This is a genomic window from Brevibacillus sp. TJ4 (assembly GCF_044627595.2).
Taxonomy (GTDB): Bacteria; Bacillota; Bacilli; order Brevibacillales; family Brevibacillaceae; genus Brevibacillus.
This window is the reverse complement of record NZ_CP185865.1, coordinates 3,001,820-3,021,078: the sequence shown is the minus strand read 5'-3', so window position 1 is coordinate 3,021,078 and position 19,259 is coordinate 3,001,820. Positions and strand designations below refer to the sequence as shown.

The window sequence follows — 19,259 nt, the reverse complement described above, 5'->3', positions numbered from 1 at the left end:
GAGAGAGTACATGGCTGATGTGAGATGGATCTACGATTTGACCATCTTTCTCTACGCTGCGAGTGTTCTCTTCTATTTTAACGACTTCTTGCAAAGCAACCGGAAAGCCAATCGTCTGGCTTTCGGGTTGCTTGCTGTCGTTTGGGCCTTGCAATCGGTCTTTTTCGTCTCGCAAATGGTGACGAAGTCTTATTTTCCTGTCGTTACACTGTTCGAGACGCTCTTTTTTTATTCCTGGGTGCTGGTGAGCCTGTCGCTGGCCATCCACTATTTTTTTCGCATTGATCTGTTGGTCTTTTTTACCAACATCATCGGCTTTGTCGTTCTCGTCATGTCCATGTTCCTGCCTGTCACGCCGATGCCGGAGGTTTCCAATATCCTCACTTCGGAGCTTCTGCTCACCCATGTGACGCTGGCGATGTTCAGCTACGGGGCATTTTCCCTTTCGATGATTTTTTCCGCCGTGTACCTGTTTTTGCACCGGATGTTGAAAGGGCGAAAGTGGACGCCGCTGTTGCGCCGCTTGCCCAGCCTGGGCCAGCTGGAGTCGTATGCGTACCGGATGAACATGATTGGCGTGCCGATGCTGCTTCTCTCCATCGTGCTGGGGATAATCTGGGGGAGGATGGTCTTGCCGCCGGAGAAGTTTCTGTTTGATGCCAAGGTCGTGCTTTCCCTGCTGGTGCTGGCCACGTATTCCTTTTGGCTGTATCAGCGCTATCGCGACACACTGCAAATGAACAAGCTGGCGATCCTGAATTTGCTGGCATTTGCGCTTTTGCTGATCAATTTTTTCTCGACGAATTCTTCGACATTTCACAGCTGGTGGTAACGGCTGAATAGGAGGCTTTCAACATGAGCATTTGGAAAGTGGGCACGCGCCGAAGCCGGCTTGCCCTGACACAGACGAACTGGGTCGTGGCACAACTGAAAAAGCTGGCCCCGGAAGCGGACTTCGAACTGCACGAGATCGTGACAAAAGGGGACCGCATTCTCGACGTGACCCTGTCCAAAGTGGGAGGGAAAGGGCTGTTTGTCAAGGAGATCGAACAGTCGTTGTTCGACAAGGAGACGGATTTTGCCGTACACAGCCTGAAGGATATGCCGGCGGAATTGCCCGAAGGCCTGGTAATTGGCGCCATCCCGAAGCGCGTTGACCCGCGCGATGTGCTTCTGTCCAAAGACGGAAAGAAGCTGGATGAACTGCCAGAGGGCGCGTTGGTGGGCACGAGCAGCCTGCGGCGGGCCGCCCAGATTTTGGCCTATCGTCCGGACCTGCGGATCGAATCCGTGCGCGGCAATATCGACACGCGGATTCGCAAGCTGGAGGAAGGCAATTTTGACGCCATTGTGCTGGCTGCGGCCGGACTGGAACGCGTCGATTGGCAAGGAACGATCTCCCAGTATCTGCCTGTAGAGATCAGTCTGCCTGCCGTCGGACAAGGCGCTTTGGCGATCGAATGTCGCGCGGATGACGAACGCACGCTGTCCCTGCTGCGTCTTTTGGACGATGAACCGACTCGTCTCGCAGTTACGGCAGAACGCAGCTTCCTGCACAAGCTGCAGGGCGGCTGCCAGGTGCCGATCGCCGCGTATGCTACGGTCGATGCAGGAGTCGTTACCCTGACCGGCCTGGTCGGCTCGCCAGACGGCACACAGATGTGCAAGAGCGTCGCCACTGGCAGCGATCCGCTCGCCGTGGGATTGCAGGTAGCAGAAGATGTGCTCTCTCAGGGGGCGGGAGAGATTTTGGCAAAAGTGCTCGAGGAGAATGGAAAATGAGTTCGGCACAAGCGGGTGCATCGGTATCCGGGCCGTTGACGGGCAAGCGCCTGATGGTCACACGCTCCCGCAGCCAGGCTCGGGAGATGATCGAAAAGATCGAGGCGCTGGGGGGAGAGGCGTTCGCCTTCCCGCTGATTAAAATGGTGCCGGTGCAGGATACACGTCACCTGGACCGGGCGATCCGCGCTCTGCCTGACTTTGACTGGGTGATTTTCACCAGTGTGAATGGCGTCCGCTTTTTTTGGGAGCGTATTCGTCAGTTGGGGTTTGGTCGGGAAGCGTTCACAGGGCGCCTGGCAGCGGTCGGCCCGAAGACAGCGGCAGAGCTGCAGACGCTCGGTCTCGAGGTCGAGGTCATCCCGTCTGACTATGTGGCAGAGGGGCTGTTCGACAGCTTGCAGGACCATCTGCGCCCCGGACAGCGCGTGCTTTTGCCGCGCGCCGACATCGCCCGCAAGCATCTTCCGGAACAACTGCGAGAGCGGGGGCTGGAGGTGACCGAAGTCGATGTCTACCACACGGTCATCGACGCCGAACAGGCGCCATTGGCTGCTGAGCGGCTGAGACGCGGGGAAATCGACGCGATTCTGTTCACCAGCTCGTCTACCGTGGCTCACTTCGTCGAGGCGCTGACGCCGGTTGCTGACGCAGGCTGGAAGGAATGCGTGACCTTTGCCTGCATCGGTCCGGTTACGGCCAGGACTGCAGAAAAACTCGGCTTGCCTGTTCATGTGGTTGCCAGCGAATACACGACGGACGGCTTGCTGGATGCTTTGACCAATTATTGGGGAGGAATGAAAGATGGCAAAAACCTTTGACCGCCACCGCCGTTTGCGCAGCAGTGCGACAATGCGCAACCTGGTTCGGGAACATCATGTGCGTATGGAGGATTTGATCTATCCGCTGTTTGTCGTGGAAGGCAGCAATGTAAAGAACGAGATTCCATCTATGCCAGGCGTATATCACTTCTCGCTCGATACGCTCGCGGAAGAGATGAAAGAAGTCGTTGCTTGTGGCATCCAGTCTGTCATCCTGTTTGGCGTGCCGGAGCACAAGGACGCTTGCGGTTCGGAAGCCTACAACGATAACGCCATTACCCAGCAGGCGATCCGTCAAATCAAGGCGGCGCATCCGGAGCTGATCGTCATCGCCGACACCTGCCTGTGCGAGTACACCGATCACGGTCATTGCGGCGTCCTGCGAGACGGCGAAGTCGTCAATGACGAGTCGCTGAAACTGCTCGTGGACACGGCAGTTTCGCAAGCGAGAGCAGGTGCGGACATCATCGCTCCCTCCAATATGATGGACGGGTTTGTCCAGGAGATTCGCGCAGGGTTGGACGAAGCCGGCTTCGAACACATTCCGATTATGTCCTATGCAGTCAAATACGCTTCTTCCTTCTACGGCCCGTTCCGCGAAGCCGCCCAATCGACGCCGCAATCGGGTGACCGCAAAGGCTATCAAATGGACCCGGCAAACGCGCGCGACGGCATGCGCGAAGCGGCATCCGACGTCAAGGAAGGAGCAGATTTTCTGATCGTCAAGCCCGGCATGGCCTTTATGGACATGGTGCTGCGCCTGCGCGAGAACTTCCATCAGCCTATCGTCGCCTACAATGTCAGCGGAGAGTACTCCATGGTCAAGGCGGCTGCAGCCAACGGCTGGATCGATGAAAAGAACATCGTCATGGAGACGCTGGTCGGATTCAAACGCGCCGGCGCCGATCTGATCATTACCTATCATGCCAAAGACGTGGCAAAATGGCTGGAGGCTTGAGAAAACGATGAAACGGGACAAATCGAGTCAGTTTTTTGCAGAAGCGCAGCAGTACATCCCGGGCGGTGTGAATAGTCCGGTACGAGCATTCAAAAGCGTCGGAGGAAATCCGGTCTACATCGAGCGGGGCGAGGGCAGTCGCGTCTACGATGTCGATGGCAACAGCTACATTGACTACATCGGTTCGTGGGGCCCGTTGATCCTCGGCCACGCCCATCCTCGCGTACTGGCTGCGATCACGGAAGTCGCGGCACTGGGCACCAGTTTCGGTGCGCCTACAGAGCGCGAGACGGAGATGGCCAAGCTGGTCTGTGAACTGGTGCCTTCGGTGGAAGTCGTGCGCATGGTCAACTCCGGTACGGAAGCGACGATGAGCGCACTGCGCCTGGCGCGCGGCTATACCAAACGCAACAAGATTATGAAGTTCGAAGGCTGCTACCACGGTCACGCCGATTCGCTTTTGATCAAAGCCGGATCAGGCGTCGCCACGCTGGGTTTGCCTGACAGCCCGGGAGTTCCAGAAGGGACGGCGCACAACACGATCACAGTACCGTACAACGATCTGGAAAGCGTCAAGCTGGCGTTTGAAAAATACGGAGAAGACCTGGCAGCGGTCATCGTCGAGCCGATCGGCGGCAATATGGGCGTCGTGCCGCCGCTCCCCGGATTTTTGCAAGGGCTGCGCGAGATCACGCAGCAATACGGCACACTGCTCATTTTCGATGAAGTAATGACTGGTTTCCGCGTCGCGCTGGGCGGTGCGCAGGAGCTGTACGGAATCACGCCTGACCTGACGACGATGGGGAAAGTCATCGGCGGCGGGCTGCCTGTTGGCGCATACGGCGGCAAGCGCGAGATTATGCAGCAGATCGCACCGGCAGGCCCGATCTACCAGGCAGGTACGCTCTCCGGCAACCCGCTTGCGATGGCGGCAGGGCTGACGACGCTGCAAGAGTTGAGCAAGCCGGGCACATACGAGCGCTTGGAAAAGCTGTCTGCACGTCTTGGCGAAGGATTGGCGGAGAACGCCCGCAAGCTCGGGATTCCGCATACTGTAAACCGGGTTGGCTCGATGGTTTGCCTGTTCTTTACCGATACTCCGGTCATCAACTACGAGACGGCGAAAACCGCCAATCTGGAGCAATTCTCCGCCTACTTCAGCCACCTGCTGGATGACGGCATCATGCTGCCGCCTTCGCAGTTTGAAGGGATGTTCGTCTCGATCGCACACAGCGAAGAAGATATTGAACGGACGATTGAAGCCAGCTACAAGGCGATGCAAAAACTGTAAGAAAGCAAAATTCGTGAAAAAACCTCCTGAATCCAGGAGGTTTTTTCCTGTTTTTCAGGAAATGTACAGGAAAGTCAAGCTGCAAAATCAGGAGGGTGATCGAGGATGGAAGGCAATATTGTACGAGTGCCGCAAAAGCATTTCATCGGAATCAGCTTTTCCGGGACATTCCCGATGCTGCTGGAGGAGATGCCGAAGCAGTGGGCGCATTTTCTCACACGCCAGAAAGAAATTCCCTTGGTAGTCGATGCCGATGTTCGCTACGACATTAGCGACGAAAACCGTACCTACAAGATGCATACGGAGTACATTGCGGTCGAAGTAGAACGGTTCGAAACGATTCCGGAAAAGATGGTCGCACTGACGATTCCCGCGCGAACGTACGCGCAGTTTACCCACACAGGCCCCATGTCCGAGGTACAGCACACGTATACAAGGCTGTTTCAATGGCTGGAGGAGCAGCGTATCCAGGTCGATTGGAACACGCTGCGGATGGAGCGCTACGACGCACGCTACATCCCCTCCCATCACGAAGCGGCACGACAGGAAAACAGCTACGAGATATACATCCCGCTCGCACAGGCGGAACTAGATCAGACCGACTAGGAGGTTACGTGCGGAAGCGATCGGGCAAGATGAAAACAGACTGAAAGGAGGAAGAGAAAACATGCGACAGATCAATCTGAAAAACGGAACGACGACAGCCTACAGGGAGGTAGGCAGCGGAGAGCAGACGATCGTGCTGCTCCACGGTTTTTGCGGCAGTTCCTCGTATTGGGACAGGCTTGGCTCACTCCTGCCGCAATTTCGCATCATTGCTCCGGATCTGCGCGGACATGGCGACAGTAGCGGCAACGATGAAGCGCATACGATGGAAGTGCTCGCCGAGGACCTTTTTCTGTTTTTCGAGGCGTTGGAACTGCATGCTGTTCACTTGTTCGGTCACTCGCTCGGCGGCTATGTCACACTCGCTTTTGCCGAGCAGCATGCGGACAGGCTGGCCAGCTTTGGCCTGATTCACTCTACGCCGCTGCCGGACGGGGAAGAGGCGCGCGCCAACCGGGACAAATCCATAGAGAGTATTCTCTCAGGCGGCATGGAACCGTTTATCCGTGCGCTGGTTCCCAAGCTGTTTGCACCCGACAATCTCGCAAAAATGACCGAAGAAGTAGAGTTGGCCAAGAGAATCGGTCTCGCCACGAACCCGCAGGCAGCCGTCCAGACCTTGCGCGGCATGCGCGATCGCAAAAACCGCGAGCAGGTGCTGCAAGAGGCGCATTTGCCGATCTTGCTCATCGCAGGGGATGCCGATCAGATCATCCCGGCGGCGAAAACATTTCGAGCAGACGGCGAACACGTCGAACAGGTATTGCTGGAGGGCACAGGCCATATGGGGATGCTGGAAGCAACGGAGCTTATGGCACAGGCGATCAGCCGTTTTATCGGGCGTTTTTCCCGGGAATAGCGCAATCGCTGTGCGCACTTTGGCGAATATTGCAGATTCTATGAGACAAAAGTTACCTCCTTTTTGCTATAATGGTCACGTGTTCTAATAAATAGATACATAGAAAGGGGAAACAAAGCATGAAAAAAGTGCGCCGCTTTTCCATGACGGCACTTGCTTCGGTTGTCTTTGCGTCGTTGATGGCCACATCTGCATTTGCCGCACCGCTTCACCCGGTACAACACGCAGACTGGATGGCGAAAAAATCGATCATCTCCGCGGGACAAAATGGCGACCTCGCCCTGGACCGCACCATTACGCTGGCTGAAGCCACAGTAGTCTTTGCCAAACTGAATGAGGCTACACTGGAGACGGCTCCTGCCGGTTCGCACTGGTCCGCTCCTTATCTCAACTGGGCGAAAGCGCAAGGAGCCATTACAGACGCTGACGCTGCCAATCCGTCCCAGGCTGTTTCCTCTGCTGCACTGGCTGCCATTGCGAGCAAGCTGGGCTACGAGCTGAATCTGGAGGAAAAGGCGCAAGTGACGCGCGGGGAATTCTTCCAGGCGCTCGGTGATGCGGTAACGACGCAGGTTACCATCGCGCATGCAAACGACGTGCATGGACACATCAAAGAAGATGCGGGACAAAAAGAGTTTGGCTACGCCAAAATGGCCACAATTTTCAATGAGTGGCGTGCTGAAAGTGAAAACTTCCTGTTGTTGGATGCAGGGGATACTTTCCAGGGAACGATTTTTGTCAACCAATTCAAGGGTGAATCTATCATCCCTGTGTTGAACGCCTTGGATTTCGATGTGATGGCAGCGGGTAACCACGAGTTTGACTTCGGATCCGAGCAGTTGCTGAAGCTGCGCGACGCATTGGAGTATCCAGTGCTTGCCGCCAACGTGTATAAAGAGGACGGCACGCACTTGCTGGCGCCTACCTTCAAGACTGAGATCGGCGGAAAGACATTCGGTATCGTCAGTGTCGTGGCGGAAGACACTCCTGTTTTGACGCACCCTGACAACGTCAAAGGACTTACCTTCAAAAACCCGATTGAGGTGCTGAAAGAAACCGTTCCCGAACTGAAAAAAGAAGTTGATCACGTCATCCTTCTCTCTCATGTCGGATACGACGTGGACAAGCAAATTGCCGAAAATGTAGAGGGCATCGACCTGATCGTCGGCGGCCACTCCCACACTGCGCTGCGCGAACCGGAACTGGTAAATGGAACTTACATTGTACAGGACTGGGAATACGGTAAATCTGTGGGGCGCGCTGACCTGTACTACCTCGATGATGAACTGGTCGCCTTTACCAGCGGACTGAAGGAATTCGACGAGACCGTACAGGCTGATCCGGAAATCGAGAAAATGGTGCAAGAGATCGAAAAAAATATCGACAGCGTTATGGATGTGGTCATCGCCAAATCCGAAGTAGCGCTGGATGGCGACCGCACCCTCGTGCGTACGCGTGAAACCAACGTCGGCAACCTGATCGCCGACATCATGCTGGAGCGTACGCAAAGCATTGCCGGCTACGAAGCAGATGTCGCGCTGGCAAATGGCGGCGGTATTCGCGCTCAGCTCCCCGCAGGCGACATTACCAAGAAAGACCTGTACTCGTTGCTTCCATTTGAAAACAACACATTGGCGATCGTGGAAGTGACCGGTGCAGAGTTGAAAGCTGCTCTGGAAAACGGCGTAAGCGACGTGGAGAACGGCGCTGGACGCTTCCCGCAAATCAGCGGTATGAGCTTTACTTTCGATCCGAGCAAGCCGGCAGGCGAGCGCGTCGTCGAAGTCAAAGTGGGCGATGCCGATCTGGATCTCGAAAAAACGTACAAGCTGGCTACGATCGACTTCCTGGCGGCTGGTGGCGACGGCTATGAAATGCTGAAAAAGCCGTTCTTCAACACAGGCTTGTCCATGTACAGCGTCGTAGAAGCGGCGTTGATCGAACGAGGTGTAGTCAATCCGCAAGTAGAGGGCCGGATTGTCGAAGTGAAATAAGAAAAAGTCAGGAAAAGACAGGCAAAGAGTCATCATTTGCCTGTCTTTTTTTCATATACGCCTTGTCACAGCTAGGAATAAACTGGTACGATTTTAGACGGTCTGCTTCTTTTGGCGTACACGATGCAAAAGAGCATCGATTCAAAATCGGGAAGATTGGGTTCGGAAGGAGGGTTTCGCACATGACGAGGCGCGAGTTCACTGACGAATTGGGCAGGCTGCTGGACGAATTGCCGGACAAGGAACGACTGGACATTATTGCAGATCATACAGAGCTTTTTTTACGGGGGACGCAGCAGGGCAAGAGCGAGGAAGAGATTGCCGCGTCGCTAGGCAGTCCGCAGGAGGTCGCACGAAAAATTTTGGCCGGGTATCGGATTCAGCAAGCTCAGTCGGATACTTCTGTCCGCAATATATGGAGAGCGATACTGGCTACGATTAGCCTGGGAATTGTCAACTTGGTCTTTGTACTCGGTCCGTTTGTCTCGCTCCTCGGCGTACTGGCTTCGCTTTATGCTGTGGCGCTTGTGCTGCTGGCTGCGCCGATCGGCATTTTCTTTGTGCCGGCTCCGTTCGTGGAGAGTTCAGACCAGAAGCTGTTCTTCCTGTTCGCAAGCATGGTCTCGTTCGGAATAGGAGGAATGTTCGCGATCGCGCTTGTAAAATTCACGATCTGGCTGTACCGGCAATTTTTGCGCTATCTGCAGTTCAACTTGCAGCTAATCAGGGGGAGATAACATGAACAAAGGGCTGAAGCGCTCCTTTCAATTTTGCTTGCTGCTGTTTGTCGTCGGGCTGGGGGGCATGCTCTGGCTGTTTGTGCAGCGCGATCCGTTTGCCGTTTCCCTGCTCCCCGTAAATGAGCAGCACACGATTGCGGAAAGCGTAAAGGCGCTGCAGGTATCGACCAGTACGGCGGATGTCATTCTTTCCCCCAGCCAGTCCGATCAGACGAGCATACGCCTGTCAGGAAGGGTTGTGCAGGCACGCAAGGACGATTTGCAGCTGAACAGCGAAGTGACGCCGGATGGCACGCTGCACGTCGAGGTCAGGGAACTGCGCGAGATGGAGATGCTGTGGACCGACAATCGATATCTCCAGCTGGAAATTTTCCTGCCTGCTACGGAGACCGGATACGACAGTGTGCACATCCAGACGTCGACCGGAGATATACAGACCGGCGCCCTTTCCGCCAAGCGCGGAGACATCCGCTCAAGTACCGGCGATATTCTCGTCGGCGGGTTTACCGGCGAAGAGGTAGAGCTGGCGACGCAGACGGGTGACATTATCCTGGAAAATCTGAGGGCGGCATTGCGTGCGAAGAGCAGCACCGGCGATGTGGAGGTCCGTCGGATGCCGGAGTTTGTACATGATGTCTCGATCGCGACCAACACCGGAGATGTCGAGCTGTCCGTCATCGCCCAGCCGACGTCAGCCAGGCTGCGGCTGCTCTCCGATACGGGTGATGTGCGCGTCGACTGGCCGCAGGTCATGGAAACGGATACGGCGCCCGCCCTTAGTGTGGAGACAGTAACCGGGGATATTTGGATTCAGTAAGCAAGGATTGGCAAGAATAATGGAATGGACTGGGAAACAAAAGAAACGAAAAGATTTTGACACAAAAGAGAGCGCCTTTGGCGATTTCGCAATGGTATGATAAGGATTAGATAAGATATTCGTATAAAAAGTGAGGTTTATTCATGGCCGCAAAACCGTTTAATGACACGTTTTTAAAGGCTTGTCGCAAGGAAGCGACCGAACACGTGCCAGTGTGGTACATGCGTCAGGCTGGACGCTACCAGCCGGAATATCGGGCGATCCGGGCGAAGTACAGCTTTTTCGAAATGAATTATATACCGGAAGTTTGTGCGGAAGTGACGCGCCTGCCTGTTGAGCAGCTGGGCGTGGATGCAGCGATTTTGTTCGCTGACATCATGACGCCGTTAAAGCCGATCGGGGTCGATGTAAATATCGAATCGGGCATTGGACCGGTGATTGCCAACCCGATCGAATCGCTCGCCGATGTGCAGCGCTTGCAGGATCTGGACCCGGATACGCACGTGCCGTACGTGCTGGAGTCGATCAAAATTTTGCGCCAGCAGTTGTCCGTGCCGCTGATCGGGTTTGCGGGCGCGCCGTTTACACTGGCCAGCTATTTGATCGAAGGCGGCCCGTCCAAGCACTATCACAAGACGAAGGCCTTTATGTACACCGAGCCGGAAGCGTGGCAGGCGCTCATGGACAAGTTGGGCGACATGACGATCACCTACCTGAAAGCGCAAATCCGCGCCGGAGCCCAGGCTGTGCAAGTATTTGACTCCTGGGTAGGGGCATTGAACGACGAAGACTACCGGACGTTTATTGCACCGGTGATGACGCGGATTTTTTCCGAACTGCGGGTGACTGACGTTCCGACCATTTACTTCGGCGTAGGTGCAGGGCATCTGTTGCTGGAATGGAACCGCTTACCAGTAGACGTCGTCGGTTTGGACTGGCGCACGTCGATTACTGCTGCCCGTCAGCTGGGTGTGACCAAGGCGCTGCAAGGAAATCTGGACCCGACGCTGCTGTTGGCTCCGTGGGAAAAGCTGGAGTCCAAAGCGCTTGAAATACTCGAGGAAGGTACGCGAACACCAGGCTATATCTTCAATCTGGGCCATGGCGTTTTCCCGGATGCATCGGTCGAGACCCTGCAAAAATTGACCCGCTTGATTCACAGCTACCAACGGAAATAAGTAGGCGAGGTGACCAAAATGACGAAGAAAAAAACGGGATTGCTGCTGATGGCATACGGAACGCCGCGGCGATTTGAGGAGATTGAGCCGTACTATACGCATATTCGCCACGGACGCAAGCCTCCGCAAGTGCAGCTCGACGACCTGATCGCGCGTTACCAGGCGGTGGACGGTCTGAATCATTTTGCCGAAATTACGGATGAGCAGGTGCGCGCTCTGGAAGCGGAAATGAACAAGCGCTACCCGGATCGCGAATTCGTCGGGTACCTGGGACTCAAGCATATCGCCCCGTTCATCGAGGATACTGTGGAGACAATGAAGCAGGATGGCATCACCGAAGCGTACAGCCTGGTGCTCGCTCCCCATTACTCGAGCTACAGCGTGAAAGAGTACAATGGACGTGCGAAGGAGCATGCCGAAAAAATCGGCGGCCCGGTGATTCACAGCATCGACAGTTGGTACCTGGAGCCTGGGTTTTTGCAGTACTGGACGGATGCGATCCGCGAGACGTTTGCTTCGATGACAGAGGAGCACGCGAAAAAACCTGTCGTCATTTTTTCCGCGCACAGCCTGCCGGAAAAAATCCTCCAGCACGGCGATCCGTATCCGAACCAGTTGGAGGAAACAGCCAAGCTGCTTGCTGAGTGGGCCTCGATCCCTCATTATGCTGTCGGCTGGCAGAGCGCCGGAAATACGCCAGAGCCGTGGCTCGGTCCAGACGTTCAGGATTTGACCAGAGAGCTTCACGAAAAGGATGGGTATACCGCGTTTGTCTATTGTCCTGTCGGCTTCGTCGCCGAGCATCTGGAAGTTCTCTACGACAACGACATCGAATGCAAGGCTGTGACCGAAGAGCTTGGAGTTGGCTACTACCGCCCACCGATGCCAAATGCCAGACCGGCGTTTATCTCCTGTTTGGCTGATGCAATCGGAAAAAAGCTGGCAAACTAGGAGTCTGATTCGGATGAACACAAAAACCTGTCATTTGACCATCGTAGGAGGCGGCATCACGGGCTTGAGTGCCGCCTTTTACCTGCACCGGGAGATGGAAGCGAAAGGGTTGCCGGTCCAGTTTCAACTGATCGAGGAACAGGAGCGTCTCGGAGGCAAAATCAGGACCTGGCGACACGACGGCTACGTCATCGAGCTTGGTCCCGATTCCTTCCTGGAGCGCAAGCCGAGCGCGGCCCAACTGGCGAAGGACCTCCGTCTTGGCGATCAGCTCGTGCGCAACAGCACGGGCCAGTCGTACATCTGGCATCGGGATCGGCTGATGCCGATTCCCCAGGGCGCTGTGTACGGGGTCCCCACGAGGCTGAAGCCGTTTTTGACCACTGAGCTGATATCGTGGCCGGGCAAGCTGCGGGCAGCCGCCGACCTCGTCCTTCCGGCGTCGAAAGTAGAGGGTGACAGGTCTGTCGGTCAGTTTTTCCGCAGACGGCTGGGCGACGAGGTCGTGGACAACTTGATCCAGCCGCTTTTGTCTGGTGTGTATTCGGGCGATATGGACAATCTGAGTCTGCTCGCCAGCTTTCCTCAGTTTGCGGAGTGGGAGAAACAGCATCGCAGCTTGATACAGGCGATGAAGCACTCTCGCCCGAAAACGGGCAGCAAGGAACAGCCCAAAGGCATTTTCCTCAGCCTGAAAAACGGCTTGGAATCGCTGATCGAGGGAATGGAGGCGCGTCTGCCCGCCGAATCGATCTGGAAGGGCACCAGACTGGCTGAAGTCGCTCGCAGCGAAACGGGCAGATACCGGCTGGTGATGAAGGACGGACGGGTACTGGAGACGGACGCCATCCTGTTTACAACGCCTCACTCCGTTACGGAAACGCTGTTGCGCCCCTACGTCGAGCTGCCTGCTCTGCCGCAGGCGAAGCCGCATATGGTCGCCACCATTGCCATGGGCTTTCCCGAGGAAGCAGTCGAGCTGGGGCTGGAAGGGACGGGCTTCATCGTTCCGCGAAACGCCGGAGCGACTATTACTGCATGTACGTGGGTGCATCGCAAATGGCCGCATATGGTCCCGCCGGGCAAGGCGGTGCTGCGCTGCTTCATCGGTCGCGCTACCGAACAGGAGTTTCTCCAATGGACAGATGAAGAGATCGTCGAGCGGGCGCTGCACGATTTGCGCAAAATCATGGCTATTCACCAGGAGCCGGAGTTTGCTCGCGTAACGCGGCTGCAAAATGCCATTCCCTATGTCGTCGGTCACCAGCAGTGGGTACTGGACGTAGAGAAAGCGGTTCAGCGGGAGCTGCCGGGGATTTGGCTGGCAGGAGCCTCGTACCGCGGGGTAGGAGTCCCCGATTGCATCGACCAGGGGAAAAAGGCCGCCTCTGCGTTTCTAGCATCCGTGCATGAGTCAGCCGAAAAAGTAGCTTTGCTTACCTGATAGGTTTCAATCGACATAAAGAGCTGTTGAGTTGGCAGTGCGCCAGCTTGACAGCTCTTTTTTGGCTATCCGAAAATCACGTCGCGACCTTTCTTCTTTTTCCGGTGCTAAAACGCTTGTCCCGCTCATATCGTATAGGGAAATGTCCTGCACCTGAAAGGAGGAGCATACATGGCGTTACAGGATGGACTACTTACCTTTACGATCAAGGAGACCATTTTCCTCTCATCCGATAAAGCGGGAATCGGCGAACTGCAAGAGCTGGAGCTGGTTCCCGACGTGGAAGTGTTGGAGAATCAGTCCTACATCTCCATTACGGGCTGCCTGCAGTTGTACGGGAAATACGAACCAATCAGGGATACCGCGGAAGGAAACAGCGGTGGAACGGAGTCTCTGGTTGAGGCGATGTCATTTGCCCCGTTTCAGCGGGACGCAGCGCATGGCTGGGAGGAGCAGATCGGCCATCGGATTCCGCTCAACATTACCATCCCGGTTGAGCGCATCGCCGATGTGAGCGACATCTACGCAGTCGTCGACAGCTTTGACTACAAGCTCGAATCCCCTCATCAAATGCTGATCGAGGCGGAGTTGAAACTGGGAGGCATCCAGTTTGCCGACCTGGCCGAGTCCGAACAACAGCAAACAGCGGAATCAGCGCAAGTGCCGCTCGCTGAAGAGCAGACGGCATATGAAAGCTGGGAGTTTTCCCATGTCGCCGCCGAAGCTGCGGAGGAGAGCGCAGAGCCGTCTTCGCTGGAAGAGATCGAACAGAAGCTGACGAGGCTGGAACAGGAGATGGAAATCCAGGAGCGACACGAGACGGCAGAGGCGAGGCAATCTACCGGCTGGCTGAACCCGGCAGCCCTCCCTGCAAGTGCGACGTACGGACAAACGTACGGGGATGTGAGCGTGAACGAACAAGAGCAAGAAACAGGATCGCGGGAATTTTCGTTTGATGCTGACAGCGGCGATGAAGGGGACAGTCAGGAGGCGTCGCTGGAAGCACAGACTTCGGATAGCACTACAGACGAGCTGGTCCGCGAAGAGGATTCCCAACCGTTCGGCTTTACGGCTGCGAACATTGCCAGCGAAGCGGCTGAAGAGTCGAATGACAGCCAGCCTGAGCCACGGGTGACACATGCCACGGCAAGCGAGTATCCGCAAACGGGGGAGGCTCAGCAGGTGGCCGGAGATTTGTTCGACCAGCCTGCACTTCCGGCAAGTGCGCTGTACGGGCAAACCTACGGGGATGTCGGTCCCAAGGAAACGCAGAAAGCGGGTTCGAGGAATCCAGCTTATCAGGAGCAGACAACCGATCACGCACAACAGGACACATGGCTAGAGGAACAGTATCCAGGACCGGCTGCGGATGAACCGGTCGTAGCGATCCATGACATGGAGCCGCCAGCAGTTGGCTACACTTCTGCTTCTGTGAGGGATTCCGCCGAACAGCCGGAATCGGCACAGCAAGAATCTGTTCCGGCGCATGCGCCAGCGAGCGATTCGCAAACAGTAGAAAGCGTGGAGGCGAGTGCCAGCCCGCAGCAGGATGTTAGCCAGGAAACCAGCGCCAGTCCGTCCGAGGAGTATGGCGAGGAAGCGGTGGAAGCTGCTGCAGAGGTGCAAGAGCTGGTACAGGAGGAAGCAGAACAAACTGAGGTCAGGGTGGCGATCTCCGGCAAGCCGATGCGCGAAGAAGGCGGGGGCATCAGCATCACCTCGATCTTTTCGCAGGCGAGCAGAGCCAGGCAGGAGGCAGAGGAAATCAATGAACAGTCCTCTTCCAGCTCGTCGCGCAAAGGAGCGCTCGAGACACTGAGTGCGCCGACCCTGGAAGCGGTGCAAAATCTCACTTCATTCGTGCGCAACCGCGAAGAGCGCTCGAGCCAGTTGAAGCTGTGCATCATCCAACGCGATGAGACGCTGGAGCAAATTTCCCAACGCTATTCCCTGCCTGTGTCCAAACTGCTGGAAGTAAACCGCATGAGCTCATCCGACCAGCTTGTAGCCGGACAAATCTTGTACATTCCACAGTGAGGAGTGGGACCTGTGGACAAGATTGACCTGAGCGAAGTTTGCCGACAGTACCGGGTGCGGGTGATTCGGGCTACGCCCCTGGACGATTTCGTTTTGCTGGAAACCAACCGGGGTCCCAAGGAGCTCCGCATTTGGCCGCGCGTCGATGTGATGCGCTGGTCGTTTGCCTGGCGCGAACGGTTGGCGCGTCAAGGATTTCGCGGCCTGGAGCGGTTTATTCGCACACGGGATGCCAAACCGTTCGTGATCGTTGGCAAACGGGGCGTAACGATGACCGATCATCTGCGGCATATCGAGGCTTGCCGTCCGGGTGAGGAACTGGCCTTTCAATGCGGGCGGGTGATCGGAATGATGCATGCGGTGCAGCAGGAAAGCTCATTGCTCTCGGGAGCGGAGTATTTGCAACAGGAAAGGCTGAAGGCTGAAGCGGAATGGAATCGCGCTCGGGCGATGGCGGAGTCGTACTGGAAAGGCATCGGGCGCGAGTCGGGTCGCCGGAGGTGGGTGGGCGAGCTGATGGGACCGTTGCTGCAGCGAATGGAAAGATCGGCGACGATGCTCTCCCATCCCGGCATCAACCCCGATACGATCAGTGTCTCCCACAGGTATTTGACCCGCGACAACTGGGGTACGGTGAATGAAAAACTGTATCTGACCGGCTTTTTTCGACCGGCGTTGTCTGTCCAGCTGCGCGATGTTGCCGGCTACCTGCGAGAATTGTATCTGACCCATGGCGAGCTCGGGCAGATCGATTCCTTTCTCGACGGATATGGGGAAGAAAAGCCGCTCAGCTACGGGGATTACACACTGCTGCTGGCGATGATGGCCCGTCCTCGTGAAATCTGGCGCAGCATTTCCGCCTTCGTCGAGAAAGCCGTGCAGGGCGAACGGGTACCGACGACTGAGATTGAGCGGGCTTTGGACAGCCAGCAGATGATCGACCTGTTGCTGCGCCATATTGCAGATCGCGCCGAACGGGTCAGGGGGTGAGTGAAGTGAGCCGCTATGAGGAAATTTATTCCTTGTTTGAGGAGTACGACATGTATGCGCAAAGGATTGACACCCTGAAGGACCCCAATGTATTCAAGGCGACGACTCCTTATGGCGCATTTGTCTGCAAGCGCACTGCTGCATCGGCGCAGCGTCTGGAACAGATCAGCGAGGTGCTGCGGCAGTTGCAGGAGCGCGGCTGGAGAGGGGCAGTGCCCTTTGTGTATACGAAATACGACGATCCGTTTATTCAAAGCGAGCGGAACACGTATTATTTGACACAATGGCATCCGGGCGCTGAGCAGTTGCAACAGCAGCCGCTGGCATGGGCTCCGCCCACCCTGGAGAGGCTGGCCGAGCTGCACCATCTGACCCAAAATTACCGCTATGACGATCCGCGGCAGGTAGAGCGGTTGATTGACACACTGCTGAACCGCTGGCGGTACTGGCTGCAAAATCTGGAGAAGGCTGTAGAGGTAGCCAAAGCAAGGCAGTATCCTTCCCCGTTCGACCAGGTGTTTTTGGCCAACCAGGAATTTGTCTCAGAGGTGGCGAGACAGGCCATCGATTTGCTCGTTGACTGGAAGGAGCGCCACGAGACTCATGCGTATTTTCGTCTCTCCCTGATCCACGGATACCCGCATCCGGCTCATATCGTTCCTGATTACACCGGGTCAGCGCGGCTGATTAATTTTGACAGGGCTGTTTTTGACACCCCGGTTCGCGACCTGACGCTGTTTTACCGCACCTACTTTCAGCTGGCCGGCGATCCAGGGGGAGCTTCCCAACTATTTCACAAATACGCCTCGATTTTTCCGCTTCGTCCGGACGAAATTGAATTGCTGGCTGCCTTTCTTACTTATCCGGAAAAAGTGATGCGCGATATCGATGCGTACTACGTCAATCGCCGAGCGTGGACGGAACTGCAGTCAGTCAGGCGTCTGGAAAAAAACATGGACCGCTTGATCCGGCTGCAACGCTGGCTGCGGAAGGCATTTTAGCGATTACGTCTCACCGCTGAGGCGTATTTTTTTTTTTGTCCGTGCTTACAGCCAGTCGAGCACAATGGCTACGTAGAGCAGGGCGAGGATCCCCAGCAGCACGACATCAAACGAGGTAGGGAAGATCACCGTGCGAATAAACTGAAACACAATCAATGGAAATAAAATCTGTTTGCAGGCAAATTTGATCCGCAAAAACGTGGGATGAAACTTCCAGCGAAAGTTCATTGCTAGATCACCTCGTTCCAGCATATGCGGATCAGCTTAGGCAAGTGCGAGCGCCATCATCCCCATGCCCTGTTTGCAGATGGTAAATAGAAGCGAAACACCTCAATGAATTGTAACGATGCGCATCATGGTATATGATGCTGTTGAAGCCAAACTGTTTACAGTTTGCGATGGACAGACAGCAAGTGGAAAAAAAGAAAAAGCATGTCCGCGGTCAGCAAGACGCGCATGATCGGTGATGCAGGAAAGGAGGAGGGCCGTGATACTATGTGAACAGTGTCCAAACAATCCCGCTTGTGACCTTTGTCTGGATGCGCTGGACGCAGGCGATAATGCGCGAAAGGTGATACCGCCTCGCCGTGTACGCGTAAACCTTCTGAAGAGCAAGGAAAGCTGCGACGCGGAGCTTGTCTCTGTGAGCCGCACGGCAATCGGTCTGTACAGCAAGAGCGTGCCGCTCAATGAGCGGTTCGAAGTCGAGCTGTCCGACGATTTCCGGATTATCGGCAGCGGGATGCGCCTCTTCGCAGATGATCCTTTCTACGTCATGGACATCGAAAAGGTACTGCGACGGGAAGAAGTGCTGGACAGGCTGTTGCTGGAGGAGTTTCACACCTGGCTGATGAAAAGCGAGCTCGATCTCTCCGATCTTTTGACAGATTGGAAGAATCGCGATGATGAACGGATCCGCCTGATCAAAAAGGAGCTGCAAAAGCTGTCTCTTTTGCGCCAGATCGACACGGTGTTTCTCTATCTGTATGACCAGCAAAAAGTCCGACCGCTGGGAACCAATCGCGTCAGTCCGGACGTCGAGCGGGAAATGGAGCGCCTGCTGCAGGAGGCGGAGATCTCTGGCGCTCGCATTCGCGAGCAAGTGGTTTCTGCACACGGTGCAAACATATACGACCTGTTCGTATCTCCATTGCCAGACCAGACTTGCGGCATCGCGCTGATCGACGTGACAGCCGTGATTGCCGAGGAGCGCAAGCGAAAGCGGCGCGAATGGGAGATGTACCGCGATCTGTTCGGTCTTGTCACGAAAAACAAGCTGCTTCTGCTAAACGACGAGGAATTGTACGTGCTGCTGCGCGAAGGCAAGGTGCGGCTGACGATGGAACTGCGCGCCCCGGAGGATTTGGCCCGGCTGCGCAAGGCGCTGCGTGCGGCATTGGCGCCGGTGCAAATGGCGGAGAAGCGGCTGTTCCAGTACCTGGTGGCCGTCAACGAAGCAGCGTCAAACACGATCAAGCATGGCAACGGCGGTTCTGTCATGCTGTATGTCACGGACGACCAGAAAATGTGCAGGGCGGTCATTCACGACAGCGGCCAGGGCATACTGCTTGAGGATTTGCCACGGGCCACGCTCTTGCCGGGATATTCGACGCAGCAGTCGCTCGGTGCAGGCTTCCACGTCATGCTTCAGTATTGCGATCGCCTGTATCTGGGAAGTTCGCCGGCGGGTACCAAGCTGATATTGGAATGTATCGTTCCGGTGCAATAGAATCGTTCTTTTCCTGCTAATGGCAGGTTTATCCTTGGAGATTTCAGGGAAAGGGACAACT

The 19,259-nt window shown here is 55.8% G+C and carries 18 protein-coding genes; 17 read left to right on the top strand and 1 reads right to left on the bottom strand.

All coding sequences use genetic code 11. The annotated features are described in order from the left end of the window. The first annotated feature begins 10 nt into the window (after window positions 1-10). The 16 genes from ACAF76_RS14880 (at window position 11) to ACAF76_RS14805 (ending at window position 17,469) form a co-directional block, all read left to right on the top strand. On the top strand, window positions 11-832 hold the full coding sequence (locus tag ACAF76_RS14880; RefSeq protein WP_421616914.1) for a cytochrome C assembly family protein: 822 nt from the start codon (window positions 11-13) through the stop codon (window positions 830-832). Between the two features lie 23 nt (window positions 833-855). Beyond that, window positions 856-1,782 (top strand): hydroxymethylbilane synthase, encoded by a 927-nt coding sequence (hemC, locus tag ACAF76_RS14875; protein WP_421616913.1) that lies wholly within the window; start codon window positions 856-858, stop codon window positions 1,780-1,782. Then, on the top strand, window positions 1,779-2,603 hold the full coding sequence (locus ACAF76_RS14870; protein WP_421616912.1) for a uroporphyrinogen-III synthase: 825 nt from the start codon (window positions 1,779-1,781) through the stop codon (window positions 2,601-2,603). Before hemC ends, ACAF76_RS14870 begins: the two co-directional genes overlap by 4 nt. Beyond that, window positions 2,587-3,561, top strand: a complete 975-nt coding sequence (hemB, locus tag ACAF76_RS14865; protein ID WP_421616911.1) for a porphobilinogen synthase — start codon at window positions 2,587-2,589, stop codon at window positions 3,559-3,561. The genes ACAF76_RS14870 and hemB overlap by 17 nt, the downstream gene beginning before the upstream one ends. Window positions 3,562-3,568: 7 nt before the next feature. Continuing rightward, complete coding sequence (hemL, locus tag ACAF76_RS14860; protein WP_421616910.1) at window positions 3,569-4,852, top strand: glutamate-1-semialdehyde 2,1-aminomutase; 1,284 nt, start codon at window positions 3,569-3,571, stop codon at window positions 4,850-4,852. Window positions 4,853-4,957: 105 nt separating this feature from the next. Further along, a complete protein-coding gene (locus tag ACAF76_RS14855) occupies window positions 4,958-5,458 on the top strand; it encodes a GyrI-like domain-containing protein (RefSeq protein WP_421616909.1) in 501 nt (166 codons plus the stop codon). 61 nt (window positions 5,459-5,519) lie between these two features. Continuing rightward, entirely contained in the window at window positions 5,520-6,317 is a 798-nt protein-coding gene (locus ACAF76_RS14850) for an alpha/beta fold hydrolase (protein WP_421616908.1), read from the top strand. Between the two features lie 119 nt (window positions 6,318-6,436). Continuing rightward, complete coding sequence (locus ACAF76_RS14845; protein WP_421616907.1) at window positions 6,437-8,311, top strand: bifunctional metallophosphatase/5'-nucleotidase; 1,875 nt, start codon at window positions 6,437-6,439, stop codon at window positions 8,309-8,311. Between the two features lie 182 nt (window positions 8,312-8,493). Next, window positions 8,494-9,048 carry an HAAS signaling domain-containing protein gene (locus ACAF76_RS14840; RefSeq protein ID WP_421616906.1) on the top strand — a complete coding sequence of 185 codons (555 nt, stop codon included), beginning with the start codon at window positions 8,494-8,496 and terminating at the stop codon, window positions 9,046-9,048. Between the two features lies 1 nt (window position 9,049). Next, window positions 9,050-9,868 carry a DUF4097 family beta strand repeat-containing protein gene (locus ACAF76_RS14835; RefSeq protein WP_421616905.1) on the top strand — a complete coding sequence of 273 codons (819 nt, stop codon included), beginning with the start codon at window positions 9,050-9,052 and terminating at the stop codon, window positions 9,866-9,868. Window positions 9,869-10,011: 143 nt separating this feature from the next. Then, window positions 10,012-11,046 carry a uroporphyrinogen decarboxylase gene (gene hemE / locus ACAF76_RS14830; protein WP_421616904.1) on the top strand — a complete coding sequence of 345 codons (1,035 nt, stop codon included), beginning with the start codon at window positions 10,012-10,014 and terminating at the stop codon, window positions 11,044-11,046. Window positions 11,047-11,064: 18 nt separating this feature from the next. Further along, window positions 11,065-11,997 carry a ferrochelatase gene (gene hemH / locus ACAF76_RS14825; protein WP_421616903.1) on the top strand — a complete coding sequence of 311 codons (933 nt, stop codon included), beginning with the start codon at window positions 11,065-11,067 and terminating at the stop codon, window positions 11,995-11,997. 13 nt (window positions 11,998-12,010) lie between these two features. Then, window positions 12,011-13,441 (top strand): protoporphyrinogen oxidase, encoded by a 1,431-nt coding sequence (gene hemY, locus ACAF76_RS14820; protein WP_421616902.1) that lies wholly within the window; start codon window positions 12,011-12,013, stop codon window positions 13,439-13,441. A 171-nt stretch (window positions 13,442-13,612) separates the two neighbouring features. Next, entirely contained in the window at window positions 13,613-15,478 is a 1,866-nt protein-coding gene (locus ACAF76_RS14815) for a LysM peptidoglycan-binding domain-containing protein (RefSeq protein ID WP_421616901.1), read from the top strand. A gap of 12 nt (window positions 15,479-15,490) precedes the next feature. Continuing rightward, on the top strand, window positions 15,491-16,468 hold the full coding sequence (locus tag ACAF76_RS14810) for a phosphotransferase (protein WP_421616900.1): 978 nt from the start codon (window positions 15,491-15,493) through the stop codon (window positions 16,466-16,468). Between the two features lie 5 nt (window positions 16,469-16,473). Continuing rightward, complete coding sequence (locus tag ACAF76_RS14805; RefSeq protein WP_421616899.1) at window positions 16,474-17,469, top strand: hypothetical protein; 996 nt, start codon at window positions 16,474-16,476, stop codon at window positions 17,467-17,469. Window positions 17,470-17,514: 45 nt separating this feature from the next. Here the strand turns inward: ACAF76_RS14805 and ACAF76_RS14800 are convergent, their stop codons facing one another. Further along, entirely contained in the window at window positions 17,515-17,697 is a 183-nt protein-coding gene (locus ACAF76_RS14800) for a hypothetical protein (RefSeq protein WP_421616898.1), read from the bottom strand. Between the two features lie 259 nt (window positions 17,698-17,956). On the opposite strand from ACAF76_RS14800, the gene ACAF76_RS14795 reads away from it, so the two are divergent. After that, window positions 17,957-19,198 carry an ATP-binding protein gene (locus ACAF76_RS14795; RefSeq protein WP_421616897.1) on the top strand — a complete coding sequence of 414 codons (1,242 nt, stop codon included), beginning with the start codon at window positions 17,957-17,959 and terminating at the stop codon, window positions 19,196-19,198. Window positions 19,199-19,259 lie beyond the last annotated feature (61 nt).

Excerpts from the sequence above, each read along its gene's own strand:
- ACAF76_RS14835 (WP_421616905.1), top strand. The coding sequence starts at position 9,050 with ATGAACAAAGGGCTGAAGCGCTCCTTTCAATTTTGCTTGCTGCTGTTT.
- hemH (WP_421616903.1), top strand. The coding sequence starts at position 11,065 with ATGACGAAGAAAAAAACGGGATTGCTGCTGATGGCATACGGAACGCCG.
- hemE (WP_421616904.1), top strand. The coding sequence starts at position 10,012 with ATGGCCGCAAAACCGTTTAATGACACGTTTTTAAAGGCTTGTCGCAAG.
- ACAF76_RS14800 (WP_421616898.1), bottom strand. The coding sequence starts at position 17,697 with ATGAACTTTCGCTGGAAGTTTCATCCCACGTTTTTGCGGATCAAATTT.
- hemB (WP_421616911.1), top strand. The coding sequence starts at position 2,587 with ATGGCAAAAACCTTTGACCGCCACCGCCGTTTGCGCAGCAGTGCGACA.
- ACAF76_RS14880 (WP_421616914.1), top strand. The coding sequence starts at position 11 with ATGGCTGATGTGAGATGGATCTACGATTTGACCATCTTTCTCTACGCT.
- ACAF76_RS14845 (WP_421616907.1), top strand. The coding sequence starts at position 6,437 with ATGAAAAAAGTGCGCCGCTTTTCCATGACGGCACTTGCTTCGGTTGTC.
- ACAF76_RS14870 (WP_421616912.1), top strand. The coding sequence starts at position 1,779 with ATGAGTTCGGCACAAGCGGGTGCATCGGTATCCGGGCCGTTGACGGGC.
- ACAF76_RS14855 (WP_421616909.1), top strand. The coding sequence starts at position 4,958 with ATGGAAGGCAATATTGTACGAGTGCCGCAAAAGCATTTCATCGGAATC.
- ACAF76_RS14815 (WP_421616901.1), top strand. The coding sequence starts at position 13,613 with ATGGCGTTACAGGATGGACTACTTACCTTTACGATCAAGGAGACCATT.
- hemC (WP_421616913.1), top strand. The coding sequence starts at position 856 with ATGAGCATTTGGAAAGTGGGCACGCGCCGAAGCCGGCTTGCCCTGACA.
- hemY (WP_421616902.1), top strand. The coding sequence starts at position 12,011 with ATGAACACAAAAACCTGTCATTTGACCATCGTAGGAGGCGGCATCACG.
- ACAF76_RS14850 (WP_421616908.1), top strand. The coding sequence starts at position 5,520 with ATGCGACAGATCAATCTGAAAAACGGAACGACGACAGCCTACAGGGAG.
- ACAF76_RS14840 (WP_421616906.1), top strand. The coding sequence starts at position 8,494 with ATGACGAGGCGCGAGTTCACTGACGAATTGGGCAGGCTGCTGGACGAA.
- hemL (WP_421616910.1), top strand. The coding sequence starts at position 3,569 with ATGAAACGGGACAAATCGAGTCAGTTTTTTGCAGAAGCGCAGCAGTAC.